Source organism: Scandinavium tedordense, from assembly GCF_024764965.1.
Lineage (GTDB): Bacteria > Pseudomonadota > Gammaproteobacteria > Enterobacterales > Enterobacteriaceae > Scandinavium > Scandinavium tedordense.
This window is the reverse complement of the sequence record NZ_JALIGG010000052.1, coordinates 79,944-97,482: the sequence shown is the minus strand read 5'-3', so window position 1 is coordinate 97,482 and position 17,539 is coordinate 79,944. Positions and strand designations below refer to the sequence as shown.

Annotated in this window: 14 protein-coding genes; 7 read left to right on the top strand and 7 right to left on the bottom strand. The window is 55.8% G+C overall.

All coding sequences use genetic code 11. The features are described 5' to 3' along the window. Window positions 1-69: 69 nt before the first annotated feature. The 5 genes from MUU46_RS06815 to lsrR form a co-directional block, all read right to left on the bottom strand. Window positions 70-1,380, bottom strand: coding sequence for an ATP-binding protein (locus MUU46_RS06815; protein ID WP_258965159.1), 1,311 nt, complete (start codon window positions 1,378-1,380; stop codon window positions 70-72). Further along, a complete protein-coding gene (locus MUU46_RS06810) occupies window positions 1,377-2,117 on the bottom strand; it encodes a response regulator (RefSeq protein WP_258965158.1) in 741 nt (246 codons plus the stop codon). Before MUU46_RS06810 ends, MUU46_RS06815 begins: the two co-directional genes overlap by 4 nt. 49 nt (window positions 2,118-2,166) lie before the next feature. Continuing rightward, window positions 2,167-3,156, bottom strand: a complete 990-nt coding sequence (locus MUU46_RS06805; protein ID WP_258965157.1) for an alpha/beta fold hydrolase — start codon at window positions 3,154-3,156, stop codon at window positions 2,167-2,169. A gap of 197 nt (window positions 3,157-3,353) precedes the next feature. Next, on the bottom strand, window positions 3,354-4,937 hold the full coding sequence (gene lsrK / locus MUU46_RS06800; protein ID WP_258965156.1) for an autoinducer-2 kinase: 1,584 nt from the start codon (window positions 4,935-4,937) through the stop codon (window positions 3,354-3,356). Window positions 4,938-4,974: 37 nt separating this feature from the next. After that, window positions 4,975-5,946: a transcriptional regulator LsrR gene (gene lsrR, locus MUU46_RS06795; RefSeq protein WP_258965155.1), complete on the bottom strand. Its 972-nt coding sequence runs from the start codon at window positions 5,944-5,946 to the stop codon at window positions 4,975-4,977. A 217-nt stretch (window positions 5,947-6,163) separates the two neighbouring features. Here lsrR and lsrA point away from each other — a divergent pair, with 217 nt between their 5' ends. Genes lsrA through lsrG form a run of 6 tightly spaced genes read left to right on the top strand, consistent with a single transcriptional unit; the run spans window position 6,164 to window position 11,882 of the window. Further along, a complete protein-coding gene (gene lsrA / locus MUU46_RS06790) occupies window positions 6,164-7,651 on the top strand; it encodes an autoinducer 2 ABC transporter ATP-binding protein LsrA (protein ID WP_258965237.1) in 1,488 nt (495 codons plus the stop codon). Next, the gene (gene lsrC / locus MUU46_RS06785; RefSeq protein ID WP_258965154.1) at window positions 7,648-8,682 is read left to right on the top strand and encodes an autoinducer 2 ABC transporter permease LsrC; all 1,035 of its coding nucleotides are present in this window, start codon (window positions 7,648-7,650) and stop codon (window positions 8,680-8,682) included. The genes lsrA and lsrC overlap by 4 nt, the downstream gene beginning before the upstream one ends. Next, window positions 8,683-9,675: an autoinducer 2 ABC transporter permease LsrD gene (gene lsrD, locus MUU46_RS06780; RefSeq protein ID WP_159760058.1), complete on the top strand. Its 993-nt coding sequence runs from the start codon at window positions 8,683-8,685 to the stop codon at window positions 9,673-9,675. It abuts the gene before it with no gap. A 1-nt stretch (window position 9,676) separates the two neighbouring features. Beyond that, entirely contained in the window at window positions 9,677-10,690 is a 1,014-nt protein-coding gene (gene lsrB, locus MUU46_RS06775; RefSeq protein WP_159760056.1) for an autoinducer 2 ABC transporter substrate-binding protein LsrB, read from the top strand. A gap of 11 nt (window positions 10,691-10,701) precedes the next feature. After that, complete coding sequence (gene lsrF, locus MUU46_RS06770; protein ID WP_159760054.1) at window positions 10,702-11,589, top strand: 3-hydroxy-5-phosphonooxypentane-2,4-dione thiolase; 888 nt, start codon at window positions 10,702-10,704, stop codon at window positions 11,587-11,589. Continuing rightward, a complete protein-coding gene (gene lsrG, locus MUU46_RS06765; RefSeq protein ID WP_258965153.1) occupies window positions 11,586-11,882 on the top strand; it encodes a (4S)-4-hydroxy-5-phosphonooxypentane-2,3-dione isomerase in 297 nt (98 codons plus the stop codon). The genes lsrF and lsrG overlap by 4 nt, the downstream gene beginning before the upstream one ends. A 419-nt stretch (window positions 11,883-12,301) precedes the next feature. On the opposite strand, the gene MUU46_RS06755 is transcribed toward lsrG, so the two are convergent. Further along, complete coding sequence (locus tag MUU46_RS06755) at window positions 12,302-13,135, bottom strand: HNH endonuclease (RefSeq protein WP_258965152.1); 834 nt, start codon at window positions 13,133-13,135, stop codon at window positions 12,302-12,304. Window positions 13,136-14,647: 1,512 nt separating this feature from the next. Here MUU46_RS06755 and MUU46_RS06750 point away from each other — a divergent pair. Then, window positions 14,648-15,088, top strand: a complete 441-nt coding sequence (locus MUU46_RS06750) for a hypothetical protein (RefSeq protein ID WP_258965151.1) — start codon at window positions 14,648-14,650, stop codon at window positions 15,086-15,088. An 89-nt stretch (window positions 15,089-15,177) separates the two neighbouring features. Here the strand turns inward: MUU46_RS06750 and ygjK are convergent, their stop codons facing one another. Continuing rightward, window positions 15,178-17,529: an alpha-glucosidase gene (gene ygjK / locus MUU46_RS06745; RefSeq protein ID WP_258965150.1), complete on the bottom strand. Its 2,352-nt coding sequence runs from the start codon at window positions 17,527-17,529 to the stop codon at window positions 15,178-15,180. Between the last annotated feature and the right edge of the window lie 10 nt (window positions 17,530-17,539).

Genomic DNA, 17,539 nt, shown 5'->3' with positions numbered 1-17,539 from the left:
TAATCTAGCGCTGACAGCGGAAAAGGGAAAAGGCGCGTGCGGTGATTGTGATGGGAGTCAAATTCTCGGCTATCTCTCTGTCAGAGGCAGAGCAATGCAGACCCTCAAGCCTCCCGCCGGACGATTTTCCAGGGTCAGCCTTCCTTCTAATTGCACAACCAGTTGTGCGGCAATCGCCAGCCCTAGCCCGGTGCCGCCAGTGGTGCGGTTACGCGAGTTTTCAATCCGATAAAAAGGCTGCAACACCGCATTCAGCTCGGCTTCGGGAATGCCTTGCCCGTTATCGCACACGGCAATTTGCACGCCATGAGGTGCGGACTGTGTGAGGGAGACCTCTGCACTGCTGCCATATTTCAGCGCATTGTCGATTAAATTGGTCATTACCCGACGCAGGGCCTGCGGGCGGGTGGACAATATCAACGAAAGCACGGGGCTTTGAAACGTCACAGGATGGCCGACATCGGTGTAATCGCACACCAGACTGTCGAGAAAAGCGGGGAGCGCAATACGCTGGAGAGGTTCTTCGAGCCTGTCTGAAGAGCGGGCGTAGGCAATACCTTCGCGCACCAGTTGCGTCATGGTATTGAGATCCTGCATCAGTTTTTCACTCAATGCGGCATCATCGGCCATTTCCACCCGCAGCTTCATGCGGGTAATCGGCGTTTGCAAATCATGGGAAATGGCCGCGAGGATCTGCGCGCGTTCTTTTAAATGCCCCTGGATTCTGTCCTGCATCGCGTTAAAGGCCCGCGCGGCCTGCTGCACTTCTGTCGGGCCTTGCTCAGGTAACATGTGCGCCTGACCAGCAGCGGGTTGCAGGGTATCTACCGCGCGGGTGAAACGTGTAAACGGCTGAATAACCGTCCGTACCGCCAGCCAGGCGCAAAGCAGCATCAGCATCAGCTGGATAATCAACACAACGGGCAGCCAGCGGGCCACGGGCGGCATATGCGGGATGAGATCCAGCGTTAACGGCGCACCGTCGTGCAGCGTAATGTGCGCCTGAATATGCGAAATTGGGCCGGGAACGGCGGTGAAAGAGAGCGGATATTGCCCTGCCAGCGTGGCGGTAAGCGAACGTATCGCGTCCCGCGAGCGTTTATCCGTGGGGACAACTCCCGGTTCGCCAGCGCCGAGCAGATAACGGTAGTTACCCCGTGCCAGCTTGGGCAGCCACGCCGCGCGTTCCTGCGCAGGGAGGCGGTCAAGAATGGCCACACTGGTGGCGACATCATATTCCAGATTACCCAGCATCACATTGCGCACGCTGTTGGTCCGTTCGAGCATCACCAGTGAAAGACTTAAGCCGTTCGCAAGAAGCAATCCCGCCAGCACCACCAGGCTCAGCCGGGCTCGTAAGGACTGGGGCCACAGTTTCACTCGTGCGGCTCTTTAATCGTGACAGGCATTGCCAGCACATAGCCTTCACTGCGCACGGTTTTGATGTACGCGGGCGTGCGGGCATCATCGTTGAGACGCTGACGTACCCGGCTGATGAGTAAATCGATTGAACGTTCAAACAGTTCAGCATCGCGACCCTGCGTCAAATTCAACAGTTGATCACGTGTCAGCACCTTTTGAGGGTGATCGACAAATACCCTCAGAAGTCGATATTCCGCGCCGCTCAGCGCCACGATAGTGCCATCATTGTCGATCAGCTGACGGGTGACGGTATCCAGTTCCCAGTCGCCAAAGGCAATCAGCCGCCCGGCGTCGGTCACTTGTAAATTGGGAGGAAGGGTACGAAAGCGGCGCAGAATCGCCTTAATACGCGCCAGCAGTTCGCGGGCGACGAACGGTTTGACAACGTAATCATCGGCGCCCATTTCCAGGCCAAGTATGCGGTCGGTATCGTCATTACGGGCCGTCAGCATCAGAATCGGTAAATCCTTAAATTCGCTACTCCGAAGCTGGCGGCACAGGGTCAGGCCGTCGTCTCCGGGCATCATCACATCCAGCACCACCAGGTCGATAGGCTGTTTATCCAGCACGGCGCGCATCTCTTTCCCATTCGCAGCTCCGCTGGCGCGATAGCCGGATTTCAGAAGGTAGTCGACAACCAGTTCGCGAATATCGCGGTCATCGTCGACCACCAGAATAGTGTCAATGTGATCCACCCGAAGCTCCTGACAGTGAAAAGAAGTCCCGGAAAAAGCATAGCTGCTTTTAACGAGCCAGCGCATCGGCGTTGACCACGGCGTTGGCAAATTCCTGCGGGGCTTCCTGCGGCGGGTTATGGCCGATGTTGCCCGTGAAGGTCAGATGTTGATACTTGCCGGTGAATTTTGCTGCGTAGGCTTTGGGGTCGGGATGCGGCGCGCCATTTTCATCACCTTCGATGGTGATGGCCGGGACGCTGATTACGGGTAGTTTCGTCAGTTTTTGCTCATAGACGTCATATTTGGCCTCGCCTTTTTCCAGGCCCTGACGCCAACGGTAATTGCTAAGCGTGACCGCAACGTGGTCGGGGTTATCCAGCGATTTAGCACTCACGTTAAAGGTGGCATCGCTGAATTTCCAGCCTGGTGAAGCCTGCTGCCAGATGAGTTTTGCGAAGTCGTGGGTGTTTTGCGCATAGCCCGCCGCACCGCGAGGGGTCGCAAAGTAGAACTGATACCACCACTGTTGTTCCGCTTTCGGCGGCAGGGGTTTTTCACCCAACTGCTGGCTACTTATCAGATAGCCACTGACGGATACCAGCGCTTTTACCCGCTGCGGCCACAGTGCGGCGACGATATCCGCCGTGCGTGCGCCCCAGTCATAGCCTGCGAATACCGCCTGTTTGATATTCAACGCATCCATCAAATCAATGACATCTTTCGCCAATGCTGAAGGTTGTCCGTTACGCGGCGTCTGGGCTGAGATAAACCGGGTGGAGCCAAAACCGCGAAGATCCGGCACGATAACCCGGTAACCCTTGCGTGCCAGTTCAGGGGCCACGTTGGCAAAGCTGTGCGCGTCATAGGGCCAGCCGTGAAGCAGAATAACCGGCTGACCGTTTTTAGGGCCGATATCGACATACCCGACGTTCAGTACGCCCGCGTCGATGTGTTGTTGATGATTAAAATCGAAAGGGGCGGCTTCAGCCTGGCAGGCCGCAACGGTGGAGAGTGAAAGGACAGCAACCAGTGATGACAGTGTGAATGTGTTAAACATGATTGTAGCTCCGCAGGTGTTTAGGTTGACGGAGCTATCTCATCATAAGGATGTATAGGGCTTGTGTTCAAAACCGCGAATTTTGCATGCGTGTGTATACCGCCAGAGGGGAGATACATTGCGATACAAAGAGACGGCTTTTCTCTGCGGCTGCATTTCCCCTCGGTGTGAAAGAAGAGGGGAGGTGCGCCTGGGCATCAGGCTGACGGCGCGCGCTTCCCAAGCCCAGGCGCCTGCCACATTGAGGTGGTCAATCCACTGTCGACAAGGCCAAGTTGGTCGGCATACACCGCCTGCCATTTTTCTTTCATGCCATCGTACAGCTCGCGATGGGCGCGGTTCGGGGTAAAGACCCGGCTCCAGCTGACCAGCTTTTCGCCCGCGCTCGCCATGTCGGGGTACAATCCCGCACCGGTTCCGGCGGCAATCGCGCAGCCCAGCGCGGTGGCTTCTTTGACCTCCGGCACACGCACTGGCAGTCCGGTAACATCGCTTAAAATCTGGCTCCACAACGCGCCTTTCGAGCCGCCGCCCGCGAATACCAGACTGTCGAAAGTGACGCCGGAAAATTGCGAAATCTGCGCCAGGTTGCAGGCCGAGACTATCGCCGCATTTTCTTCTAATGCCCTGAACAGAGTGGCTTTATTGCATTTTTCTGGATCGATGGAGAGGTTAATAAACGACGGGGCGGCGTGATACCACTGTTTGAAATGCATCGCATCGGAGAAGATCGGCATCACGCCGTGGGAGCCTGCCGGTACGCGGTTTGCCATCTCTTCCAGCAGGGTGTAGGTGTCGGTGCCGAGTCGTTCAGCAATCAGCTTTTCTTCGGCGCAAAACGCGTCGCGGAACCAGCGCATCGTCAGCCCAGTGAAGAAGCTAATCGACTCGGCCTGCACCATGCCGGGGATCACGTGTGGATTAACGCGAATATTCATCTCCGGGTCGGTGCGCACCTCCGGCAGATTGACCACCTGCTGCCAGAACGTACCGCCGAGTATCGCGGTTTGGCCGGGGCGTACCACGCCTAATCCTAAACAGCCCAGCTGCACGTCGCCGCCGCCCATGACCACCGGCGTACCGATGCGCAGGCCGCATTGCTGCGCTGCCTGTTGGGTGACGGCCCCCAGCACGCTACCGGTTTCTTTCACCGGGGAGAGAATGTCGGCCCGTAGCCCGGCCATGTCCAGCAGCGCCGGTCGCCAGTCACGGCTGAATAAATCGAGCATCCCGGTGGTGCCTGCGTTAGATGGATCGACCGCTAGCTCGCCGGAAAGCTTCGCCGCTAGCCAATCGCTGATCATGGTGATGGTGGCGGCATTGCGATAAATATCCGGGCGATGATGGGCGAGCCACAACAGGCGCGGCATCGCGGAAAGCGCCAGCGTCTGGCCGGAGACGTCATACACTTCGGATTCAAAACGGTAATCGTGGATTTCTTTCAGCTCAGAGACTTCGCGGCTGGCGCGCGCGTCGACGTTGGCGCAGGCCCAAATGGCGTCACCATTGCGGTCGTACAGCACGATCCCTTCGCGCATGGAACAGCAGGCGACGGACTGAATATCGGCGGCGCTCAGATGGGCATTTTCCAGTGCCTGACGGATGCACTGACAGGCGAGCTGCCAGTTGGTGTTGAGGTCAAACTCCATCGAGCCGGGGACGTTTTCCACGCTCAGGTGTTTCCATTCTGCCTGACCGACGGCAATCTGACGGCCAGCCAGGTCGAAAATCACCGCCCGGATGCTGCCGGTCCCTGCGTCCAACGCTAAAAGGTAACTCATGACGTGCGCCTCGCTGTTATCGCGCGGCGCGCGGCGGTTATCCCGCCAGCGACAGCACCGCGCGTGCTGTTGTCTCTTCCGTTACCAGGCCATTAATCCGCTTACCGATGAGGGCCGCGTAAATGGCCTGCGCTTTTTCTTCTCCCCCGGCGACACCGACGATGGTCGGCAACTGCGCCAGTTCATCGAGGGTCACGCCAAGCAGTTCGCGGTGGATTTCCAGTCCTTCCACCCGTTCGCCATCCGCTTGCAGGAAATAGCCCAGAATGTCGCCGACCGCGCCTTTGCGCGCGTACATCAGCTGTTCGCCCTCGCTGATGTAGCCGGAGCGTAGGATCGTCGCATCCCGTCGCTGATCGATAGCGCCGATACCGACCACGGCAGCATCGGCAGCACTCGCCGCGAGGATCACATCGCGCACGCTGGACTCACGACGCAGGATCTCCGCCACTTCTGGCGAGGAAACGCGTAGCGGTGCCGGGATCATGCTCACGCTGCACGCCGCATCCAGCTGGCCGATGCCGGTCATATACGGCCCGACGCCGCCGGACAGCGTCACCAGACGGATTTGCTGCGAGCCTATAAACCCGCTCAGATGCTGAATGCAGCTCATGGTCGCTTCACCAAACCCCACCGCCAGCAGTTGGCCGGGTTCGAGTACGCCCATCAGCGACTGGGCTGCGCCAATGCCCAGCCGCACGTTCATCGGCGAGGTATTCAGTGCGGGCAGAACCCGGGTCATTTTCAGGCTAAAGCGTTTTTGAAGCTCAGTTTCCAGCGCCAGACAGCCTTCGTAGCGGGAGTTGATCTGCACGCGGATAACCCCTGACTGGCGGCCTTTTTCCAACAGCCGTGAAATCTTCAGTCGCGGCAGCCCGAGCCGCTCGCCAATATCGTTCTGGGTCAGGCCGTCGTGGTAATAACACCAGGCCACTCGCGCCACCAGTTCTTCTTCCGCCAGCGCCAGACCAGCGTAACGGCTCTCTTCCGTAATGCGTTTTTCGCTCATAAATTGAACTCTTATAAAAATCTAGATCATATGTTCGCAGTTGCGCGGACTGAAAATGTGAAGCCACTGGCAAAACCGATCTTTCTTTACTTACAGCCTGTGCTAAGCGATCCAAAGGCCAAAACTGTGATCCTTGCACGGTTGTAAATATAGTTCACGGTCTACGCTTTTGAACATTATTAATTTAAAAAATCATTTGTTCAACCGAGGCGTAATGATGAAGCCACTGATTGAAGCCCGCAACATACGCAAGCAGTTTTCCGGCGTCGCCGTGCTAAAGGGCATTGATTTCACGCTCTTTTCCGGCCAGGTGCATGCGCTGATGGGCGGCAACGGGGCTGGGAAATCGACGCTGATGAAGATAGTTGCCGGGGTGGAAACGCCAGATGACGGTGAACTTCGGATAAACGGCAAACCTTTTGCACGCCTGAAACCGGGCCAGGCGCACCAGCTTGGCATTTACCTGGTGCCGCAGGAGCCGATGCTGTTTCCCAACTTAACGGTGCAGGAAAACATCCTTTTTCGCCTGCCGCGCAAACCGGATACCGAAACCCGGCTAACGGAAAAATTGCAGCAGCTGAACTGCCAGATAAACCTGCAGGCGGCGGCCAGCACTCTGGAAGTGGCGGATCAACAAATGGTGGAGATCTTACGGGGACTGATGCGTGACGCGCAGATCCTGATCCTCGACGAACCCACCGCTTCACTAACGCCTGGCGAAACGGAACGATTATTCCGTCAGGTGCGATCTTTGCAGGCGCTCGACGTCGGGATCGTCTTTATCTCTCATAAGTTGCCGGAGATCCGCGCGCTAGCCAGCCACGTCTCGGTGATGCGCGACGGTGCCATCGTGTTGAGTGGTGACACCGCGGATCACACCGACGGCGAGCTGATCGCCGCAATGACGCCCGCCAGTCGGGATAACGCCCTGAGCGATACGCAAAAGCTGTGGCTGGCGCTACCGGGCAATCGCCGTACCCAGCCTCAGGATTTTCCGGTGCTTCGCGTTGAGGATCTGACCGGCGAAGGGTTTATCGATCTGAGTCTTGAGATCCGCGCCGGGGAGATCTTAGGTCTTGCGGGGCTGGTGGGGTCCGGACGTACCGAATTTGCCGAAACGCTGTACGGTCTGCGCCCCGTCAGGGCCGGGCGCGTGTGGCTGGAAAATCGCGAAATCAGCAAGGACAGCACCGGTGCGCGGCTGGCGAGCGGGCTGGTGTATCTGCCGGAAGACCGGCAGGTGTCCGGGCTGTTTCTTGATGCGCCGGTGCGCTGGAACACGGTGATGTTCAATCAGCCCTCGCTGTGGCAGGAGAGAAAACGGGAGGCGGCAGTGGTGGAGCGCTATCACCGGGCGCTGGGGATCAAACTCAACCACGCGGATCAGCCGGTGCGCACGCTTTCTGGCGGTAATCAGCAAAAGGTCTTGCTGGCGCGCTGTCTGGAAGCTAACCCTCTGCTGCTGATTGTCGATGAGCCAACGCGTGGCGTGGACGTTTCCGCCAGGGCCGACATCTACCAATTGCTGAAAAGCGTGGCGGCACAAAACGTCGCGGTGCTGATGATCTCCAGCGATCTGGATGAATTCCCGGGCCTTGCCGACAGGGTGCTGGTGATGCATCAAGGGCGAATGAGCGGGGAACTGAACAAACAGGCGGTCAGCGTCGATCGAATGATGACCTTAGCGTTCGGAGGGCAGGTATGAAAACGTTGCTGAAAAACCGCGAGCTGAGCGCGTTCCTCGCCATTCTGGCGCTGTTTGCGGTGCTGGTGGTGCTCAATCCGTCCTACTTTAGCCTGCAGACTCTGGCGATGATCTTTTCCAGTGCGCAGATCCTATGCCTGTTGGCGATCGGTGCGGCGCTGGTGATGCTCACACGTAACATTGATGTCTCCGTGGGATCGACCGTCGGGCTGAGCGCGATTGCGGTCGGCGTGGCGCTCAATAGCGGCTACGGTTTGCCGGTCGCGATTGCGTTCGCACTGGCGATTGGCGCGCTGGCCGGGGCGTTCAACGGTTTGCTGGTGGTCGGGTTGCGTATTCCAGCGATCGTCGCGACGCTCGGCACGCTCGGGCTGTATCGCGGCATTATGCTGCTGTGGACCGGCGGGAAGTGGATTGAAGGGCTACCGGACAGCCTGAAATCCCTCTCTGAACCGACGTTCGTTGGTGTGTCGCCGCTCGGCTGGCTGGTGCTGGTGATATTGCTGGCGGGCGCATGGCTGCTGGCGCGCACGACATTCGGGCGTGATTTCTACGCGGTGGGCGATAACCTCGCCGCCGCACGCCAGCTCGGGGTTGGCGTCAACCGCACCCGAATGCTGGCCTTCACCTTCAACGGGATGCTTGCCGCCTGCGGCGGGATTATTTTTGCCGCGCAGATTGGCTTCGTGCCGAACCAGACCGGCAGTGGACTGGAGATGAAAGCCATCGCCGCCTGTGTGCTGGGCGGGGTGTCGCTGCTGGGCGGTACCGGCACGCTGCTCGGCGCATTCCTCGGTGCCTTTTTTCTGACTCAAATCGATACCGTGCTGGTGCTGTTCAGGCTCCCGGCCTGGTGGAACGACTTCATCGCCGGAATGGTGCTGTTGGGGGTGCTAGTGCTCGATGGACGTCTTCGTCAGGCGCTGACTCGCCATCAGCGCGCGCTCAAATACAGCCGTTTCCAGCCGGGCAACAAAGGAGGAAAGAACGTCGCCTCCTTTCCGAAACGTAAAAACAAAGAGGTGGCGTAAATGAAGCTCAACTGGGAAAGCGCGCTGCTGATTTTGCTGGTGCTGGAGATAGGCCTGTTCGGATTGCTGAACCCGCGAATGCTCGATGTGAATATGCTGCTGTTCAGCACCAGCGATTTCATCTGCATCGGCATTGTGGCGCTGCCGCTGACGTTGGTGATCATCAGCGGCGGGATTGATATTTCACTCGGCTCGACCATCGGCCTGTGCGCCATCGCGCTGGGCGTGATGATGCAGGCGGGTTGGCCAATGAGCGTCGCCATTCCACTGACGTTGCTGCTCGGTGTGCTGTGTGGCCTGGTGAATGCGGCGCTGATTCATTACACCGGCATTAGCCCGTTGGTTATCACGCTCGGCACCCTGTATCTCTACGGCGGTGCGGCGCTGCTGCTTTCCGGCATGGCAGGTGCGACGGGCTATGAAGGCATCGGTGGCTTCCCGGATAGCTTCACCGCTTTCGCTAACCTGACGCTGTTTGGCCTGCCCATCCCGCTGGTGCTGTTTATCGTCATCACCTTTTTCTTCTGGCTGCTCGCCCATCGCGGGCGCTTCGGGCGTCATCTCTTTTTACTCGGGCAGAACCCGCGCGCGGCACGCTATGCGGCGCTCTCAGTCAACGGGATGCCGTACGTGTTGTACGGTCTGGTCGGGCTGGCGTCAGCCATTGCGGCGCTGGTACTGGTGTCTTATTTCGGCTCGGCCCGTTCGGATTTGGGCCGCGATTTACTGATGCCGGCGCTGACGGCAGCGGTGCTCGGCGGGGCCAATATTTATGGCGGCTCCGGTTCGGTTATCGGTACAGCCCTGGCGGCGCTGCTGGTGGGGTATCTGCAACAAGGTTTACAGATGGTCGGTATTCCCAACCAGGTGTCGAGCGCGCTCTCGGGGGCGCTGCTGGTTGTCGTAGTCATGGGACGTTCGCTGAGTCTGCATCGTGAAGGGGTGCGCACGGTGTGGCGTCGGCTTGTTTCGCGCAAATCAATCGGAGCATGAGATGAAAGCAAAACGGTGTGTGCAGGTGAGCGCCCTGGCGCTGGCAATGAGCGTGGCTGTCGTACAGGCAGCGGACAGAATTGCGTTTATCCCGAAACTGGTGGGCGTCGGTTTCTTCACCAGCGGCGGTAATGGCGCAAAAGAGGCGGGCAAACAGCTCGGCGTAGACGTCACCTACGATGGCCCAACGGAGCCGAGCGTCTCTGGCCAGGTGCAGCTTATCAATAACTTCGTTAACCAGGGCTACAACGCGATTATCGTTTCCGCAGTCTCGCCGGACGGTTTATGCCCGGCGCTGAAACGTGCGATGCAGCGCGGCGTCAAAGTGCTGACCTGGGATTCCGACACCAAGCCGGAATGCCGCAGCATTTACATCAACCAGGGCACGCCGGAACAGCTCGGCGGCCTGCTGGTGGATATGGCTGGAAAACAAGTCACCAAACCGAATGCCAAAGTGGCGTTCTTCTATTCCAGCCCAACCGTCACCGATCAGAACCAGTGGGTGAAAGAGGCGAAGGCCAAAATCGCCAAAGACCATCCGCAATGGCAAGTGGTTACGACCCAGTTTGGTTATAACGATGCCACCAAATCACTGCAAACCGCCGAAGGTATTCTGAAGGCGTATCCGGATCTGGATGCGATCATTGCCCCGGACGCTAATGCGCTGCCGGCTGCGGCCCAGGCGGCGGAAAACCTCAAGCGTCAGGGCGTGGCGATTGTCGGCTTCAGCACCCCGAACGTGATGCGGCCGTACGTCGAGCGCGGCACGGTGAAAGCCTTTGGCCTGTGGGATGTGGTTGAACAGGGCAATATTGCGGTTAACGTCGCCAATCATCTGCTGAAAAAAGGCGATTTGAACGTGGGCGACAGCGTGGCGGTAAAAGGCATTGGCGACCTGAAAGTCGAGCCGAACAGCGTGCAGGGATACCAGTATGAGGCGAAGGGTAACGGTATCGTGCTGCTGCCAGAGCGCGTGGTGTTCACCAAAGAGAACATTGGCAAATACGATTTCTGAGGGAGGGACAAATGGCTGATTTAGACGATATCAAAGACGGGAAAGATTTCGGGCTCGACCGTCCGCAGAAGAATACGGTTTATGCCCTGAAAGGCTGCGGTTCGCTGGATTGGGGTATGCAGTCGCGGCTGGCGCGGATATTTAATCCGCACAGCAACCGCACGGTGATGCTGGCGTTTGACCATGGCTATTTTCAGGGGCCGACCACCGGACTGGAGCGGATAGATTTGTCGATTGCGCCGCTGTTTGGTGAAACCGATGTGCTGATGTGCACCCGGGGCATTTTACGCAGTCAGGTGCCAGCGGCGACCAACAAACCGGTGGTGCTGCGAGCGTCTGGCGGTAACTCTATCTTAAGCGAACTGTCGAACGAGTGCGTGGCGGTGGCGATGGAAGATGCGCTGCGGCTTAACGTCGCGGCCGTGGCGGCACAGGTGTATATCGGCAGCGAATACGAGCATCAGTCGATCAGCAACATCATCAAGCTGGTGGACGCGGGTAACCGTTACGGGATGCCGGTGCTGGCCGTCACCGGCGTCGGGAAAGAGATGACCCGCGACGCGCGTTACTTCTCGCTTGCCAGCCGAATTGCGGCAGAAATGGGCGCGACCTTCGTCAAAACGTACTTCGTGGAAGAGGGCTTTGAAAAAGTCACCGCCAGTTGCCCGGTGCCGATTGTGATTGCGGGCGGCAAAAAACTGCCCGAAGACGACGCGCTGGATATGTGCTGGCGGGCGATTGACCAGGGCGCATCTGGCGTGGATATGGGGCGCAATATCTTCCAGTCCAGCGCGCCGCTGGCGATGCTCAAAGCGGTGAAAAAAGTGGTGCATGAGAACATGAACGCCCGTGAGGCGTATCAGTACTGGCAGGAAGAGAAACAAGGAGAGCAGCCATGAATGTGACGCTGGTGGAGATCAACATCAAACCGGAAAAGGTGGATGCGTTTCTCGACGTGTTTCGCGCCAACCACGAAGGGGCGCTGACCGAACCGGGAAATCTGCGCTTTGATGTGTTGCAGGACCCGGACGTCGCCACGCGGTTTTATATCTACGAAGCGTATAAGGACGACGCGGCGGTGCTGGCACACAAGAAGACCCCGCACTATCTGGCGTGTGTGGAAAAGCTTGACGAGATGATGTCGGAGCCGCGCAAAAAACGCATTTTTGTCGGGTTGCTGCCGGAGGTATGACGCCCGGCAGCGCGTTGCTTGCCGGGCCTGGAACAGAGTGCGTTGTAGGTCTGGTAAGCGCAGCACCACCGTGCGACAAGGGTGATTGTTCACGTTATACAACATCGACAAATACGCTGCGCTCCACGAGAAAATACGTGTGGGGACTGCGGCAAATGGAGTAAATCGAATAACCCCCTTCATTCCATGCCACAGAATTATCGGCAAACAGGGAAAATGACCGGTTATGTCAGTGGTGTTGCATGTAAAGAATGGCTTATTGGGCGTAAAGGGAAACAGCGGGAAAGAAATGATGCCAGCGGATGGTTATGGGAATGATGCTGTTCCGCTCAAAGCCGATGTTTTGCCCCTTTAGAATGTCTGCTGTGTGTCAGGAGGGGACGTTGTTCACCTATAAGTATCCCAGCAAAACGAAACACTCATCTTTGCAACCTTTTTATGTTTATATAAAGTACCTCAATCAGCTCTTCCGAATTTTGGCTGTAATGCAATGCCCGATGGCAATTTGGGCATAGTGCAACACAATTGCTTATGGTGTCAGAACCAGATAAAGAAAGCGGTATCACATGATGCACTTCGAGGTATGGGGTATCGCCATTTATTAAGAACGGTGCATTTTCACCACATCTTTCACAAACGCCCTTACTCTTTTGCAATACCCAAGCTTTAACAGCAGGATCCCGAATATAAACCTTCTGAACTCTTTCTAATGTTCCAGGTGTTTTATATCCCTCGGGCTCGTTCAAAGGAATCTTTATTAGCCTACTGACCCTTTTACTTAGAACACTCTCATCATCAGTAGGCTCGAAAAGCACTGATGTGTCTCCATATATGATAGGTTTCCAAAATTCAGCACTGTTGACACCAGGAACATTTATCATTACTCGCTTGGTTCTGTTCCCTGATGGTGAATCTTTTTTACCAGTATTGCTGAAATGAGTCTGATACCTACACATTTCTTGGCGAATATCGGAAGGGTGGTTTCCCACTAAAGAAAAATACTCATCAGGATGTATTTTTCTTTCAGCTATAGATGGTATATGTCTTCTGATTGGTGATGAGGCCAAATACACAACGACTTTGTCTACCCCGGAATCAATAAGTCGTTCAATGATATAATCGAGGGCAACATTATAATCTTTGTTTCTATGTGCCGGTCCCCAGGACTCAAGTATCAGGCCATATACCCCATCTTCTTCACCTACCAGGCACTCGGCGTTCAGTTCCATACCATTTTTATCAAAAACTTGCATTGGTTTGATCTTTTGTGAGTATTTTCTACAAAATATCCTTCATCTATATGAATATGCAACATTTTAAAAAAATCATGTTCACCTCTTCACTATGAGCCTGCCTAGAAATCCTGACTCAGCCATGTTGTCTCTATTCCAAACATAACGACCGCTTCTCGCTCAAAGCTGCCCCTCGCTCTCCACTACGGCAACTGTGTGTCAGAAGCGGACATTGGTAGCACCACTGTGTATTAAATATTTAGGAGCAGGTCATTAGCACAGTCATTATCGCTGTAAATAAAAACATGTTTTAAAAAACAGTATTGACCTCAACTCTCAAATGAGTAGATTGGTACTTAGCAGCACAATGAAGTGGTTAGTAAGTTAGTGAGTAGAAAGAAGTTCTGGGGAAGCCATTTTGCATTACAGGCCACGAAGTTTGTTGTTTGGGGTGTAGTTTGCTATCAGGCCTTGTAGTTATTGTGCTGGTTCGCAAAATGGTAGTGTTAGCGCGACGATGTAAGGCTTTGTTTTTTTAGTTGATGCTGACGGTTTCGTTTGTTTATGGTAACCGTATCAGCAACGGGCAACGCATCAAATAGTATATGTCGCGATGGGGAATGTACTTGTTTAAGTTGCCACGCTTAGTTTTTTAAGCGCAGGCAGGTGTATAACGAGATAAATAGAGGGAGGGTTTTTAGTATTGATGCCTAATATTATCTGTAGTAAACGGGTACATTTGAAAGCAGTATAAATAGCAGTATCATTTATTAAGTCGATTAATGTTAAATCTGAAGTCTGTAGTACCTTAAAAGTCCTGGCTATAAGGGTCAGGACTTTTAAGATTACTCCCCTCTTTTAATTGTAAGTTCTCCCAACAAATCATTAATAAAACAAACCTTGATAATTTCCCCAAATGCGCCCCCGGTGCCTTATCGGTTTGGCTGCGCTTAATCAAGGTACGCACGCTGTGACCTCCTCCCCATTGATCATGTTTCCTCAATTCATGCAGTTACAGTTGCTAGCAGAACAGCCAACGTCTTTTCCTCGCTCACAGCGGACGATGCCCACGTATGTACACTGCCTCTTCTAATCTTAAAAACACGCTCATCCCGATATCAATTATTTCTGAAACCCTTCCGTCGTCCCAGGTAATACATCAGACATATAAAAACGTGCAATGCATTGATTTAAATGATGTAACTAGCCAAAAGCAATTTCACTCGATAATGAGAGGTTACTTCAAGCAATACCCCTTGTCGCCGTCAGGCTATCGACGTATTCTTCTCCGGCACCTGCAAAATCAGGTGACGGGATTGACCTCCTGAAAACACACACTGGCGACACAATTGCGCGTCCGCGCTTTTTTGTGTCGTGCGCACGGCTACGCTACAATGGCGGACCGGGCGGGGGCGTCGCAAGACGCGCCGATGTCAGTGTGGTCGGTAAGGTCAACCCCGTCCGGTTCCGCCACCCGTGAGATTGACCTCTCCGTTGGCGGTATTCAAATACCACACACTGGAGGCTGCCCTTATGGCGACAATCCTCAATTCCGACTGCGATTTACTGACACTTCCCTTTAGCGCCGCAACAGACTTTCTCGATCTGGCTGATATCTGCGATCGCTTTGCGGAAACCCTGATTGAATGCGACGACGATGACATCTATAAAATGGCGCTATTAGGCCGACTCAGCGCCTGTCTGGCATTACTTGCCCCGACGTTGAATGGCCCGATTCCTCCACACCTGATTGACAGTTTGACCGTCGAGACGCTGCCTGAGCCACAACAATTTTTCGAACCAGACCCTGAATTACTGTGTGAATACAGCCAGACGCTGACCCAGGTGCTTTGTCAGCAAACGCTGCTGCCCGAAACGGAAAAATCATTGCGAGGATTATTGTGCGAACTGGTGTGGATGTTCGCGGCAGATATGAAAGCGCCACGTTGGGAAGTCGAAAAGGTCGCGCGCTAAAAACGAGACGCCCGCTGGCGCGAACGCTTACCGGCCTACAACAGAGCGCGTCGTAGGCCCGGTGGAGCAGCGCCGCCGGGCGATAAAGATTACTGTTTTCTGAAGAAATCGTTATACAACATATACAAATGCGCGGCGCTCCACGAGAAATTTGGCGCGCCCTGTTGCGCCCCGGTCAACGGGTTGTAGTTCTCCTGAATCGGCCCGTCGCTGGTCAGCCCTTTGGCGTGCTGGAAGAAGGTGTCTGCCAGTTTCAGCGCCGCGTCGCGATGGCCATATCGCTCCATGCCTTTGAGACCAAACCAAAACTGATCGACCCACACGCGCCCGCGCCAGTAAATATCTGCGCCAAACGCCGGGCTGGTTAACGCCGCTGTACCCAACGGCACAAAGGTGTTGAACGCTTTCGGGTCGAGCATGACCGCCACCACCGCATCGGCGTGGTCCTGCGTTGCGGCACCGTTAAACAACGGTGACCAGCCTTCCGGGCCTTTGCCGCGCTCGACGATCGGTTTGCCCGCGCAGCTGTTGGCTAACGGCTTGTCTTCAATGCGAATGTCGTAATAGAAACCTGTTTTGGCATCGAACATGCAGGTATTGATATAGGTCGCGAGCTTATCCGCCAGTTGGCTGTAATGGGCTGCCGCCTCATTTTTGCCGAGGAGGGTCGCCATTTCGGCCAGATAATGGTTGTCGCTGTACATGTAGCTCGCCTGATCGACCGACTCCTGGAGTAGCGAATAGCCCAGCAGCGTGCCATCTGTAGCCCGGTTTTCAGCGAAGTTGACTGTCCAGTCACTGCGCTTGCCGCCATTTTTGATGTATTTGTCGAGTTGGTCTTTATCGATAAAGCCAAACACCGCCGCATCATCACGCCCGGATTCCCACGACGCCGCCACCTGCGCCGGAATTTCCAGGCTGTCGTATTGGCCTTTGCTGACGGTGCTGGCGTAATTCTTCAGCCCGGAAAGGGTCTGTTCTTTATCGCCCGTTTTCACCGTAAACAGCATCTCGCCGCCTTCGGTGTTATGCGCCTTATCACGCGTCGCGCCGTACTCTGGCACGCCATTGTGGTTATGGTCGCGGTTACGCAGCCACCAGTCGTGATAGGCCACCAGTTTCGGGTACATCTCCTCCAACCAGGCCTTGTCTTTGGTGACCTTATACACTTCCATCACCGACCATGCTGCCAGGCTTGGCTTGGTGTTGCGTTCATTCCAGTTGCCGCCATCGCCTCCGCGATCCGGGCTCAGGTTCCAGGCAATCAGGTCAGGCACAAACCCCGCATCCTGCGGGCGCACTTTATCGTCGGCTTTCACCTGCCAGGAGAACACCGCGCGGATGTTCTCTTTGGCGATATCCGGGTTGAAATGCGCCATCGCAAAGGCTTGTTTCCAGGTATCCCACGGCCAGGTCTGGTTACCGGAGAACCAGCGCCCGGTGACGGATGGCGTCACCGTATTGTATTTCACCGCGCCGCCCGGCGAGCGCCAGTTACCGTTCAGCGTCTCGATGGCTTTAACGGCCACGCGCGTTTGCTGTGCAGTTGCATCCGGGTTGGTCAGTCCGCGTTGTAAGTAGCCTTCCCAGCGCAGTTCTGAGGCCTGCATATAATGCGACGGGCGAGCGAGAATATCGCGGATTTGCATCTTTTCATGGCTGACATCGTTGGCGGTCAACAGGTGGGACCAGGTGGTCCACAGCGTGGTCGAACCGTTCACCCGTGCGGTGCTGGTAAAGCGGTGACCATCAACAATGGTTTCGACGGGAATCGATTTATGCACCTGATACTGCGAGTCGCCAGAGGTCAGTAAATCCCAGGTGGAACGGACTTTACCGAACGTCACGTTGACGCCATTACGGGTGGCGACCAGCTTGCGTTGATAGTCAGGGAACGTGCCATCGATGGTTTTCGCGGAAACCGGCTGCCCCTCTTTGGCTTCCAGTTTTTCCAGCAGTTCGCCATCCCATTGCAACACCAGCGGCGCATCGCTGGTAATTTTCGTTTCCAGCAGCGACGTCCGTGGGCTGGCGAAGCGCAGCGTCATCGTAATTTTCACGCCGGGTGCGGTCAGCGTCTGCATTAATGCCCCAGGAATGCTCCAGGCCTGCAGGGTGAAATCGACTTTTTTGCCGCCGCGATACACCGTCAGACGGTCAAAATTGGTCGCCATAAAGTTAATGTACTCTTCGGTCAGCAGCGCCGGGCCGGGAAACCCGCCCATTGTCGCCGGGCCGTCGGGCAGCAGATGCCCGTGCCATGCGCCCAGGTCGAAGAACGGGTTAAAGCGCTGATGATCGTCGCTGTCGAAATCGTGCATGTACTGCGGAGCGCCGACGCGGTTAATCACGTTTTTGTAGTTATCGGCGGTGGCCGCGTGCGCCGACAGGCTCAACAACAACGCGCAGGCCAGCGGGGCGAGAGAGGTGGTCAGTTTCATGGTATGTCTG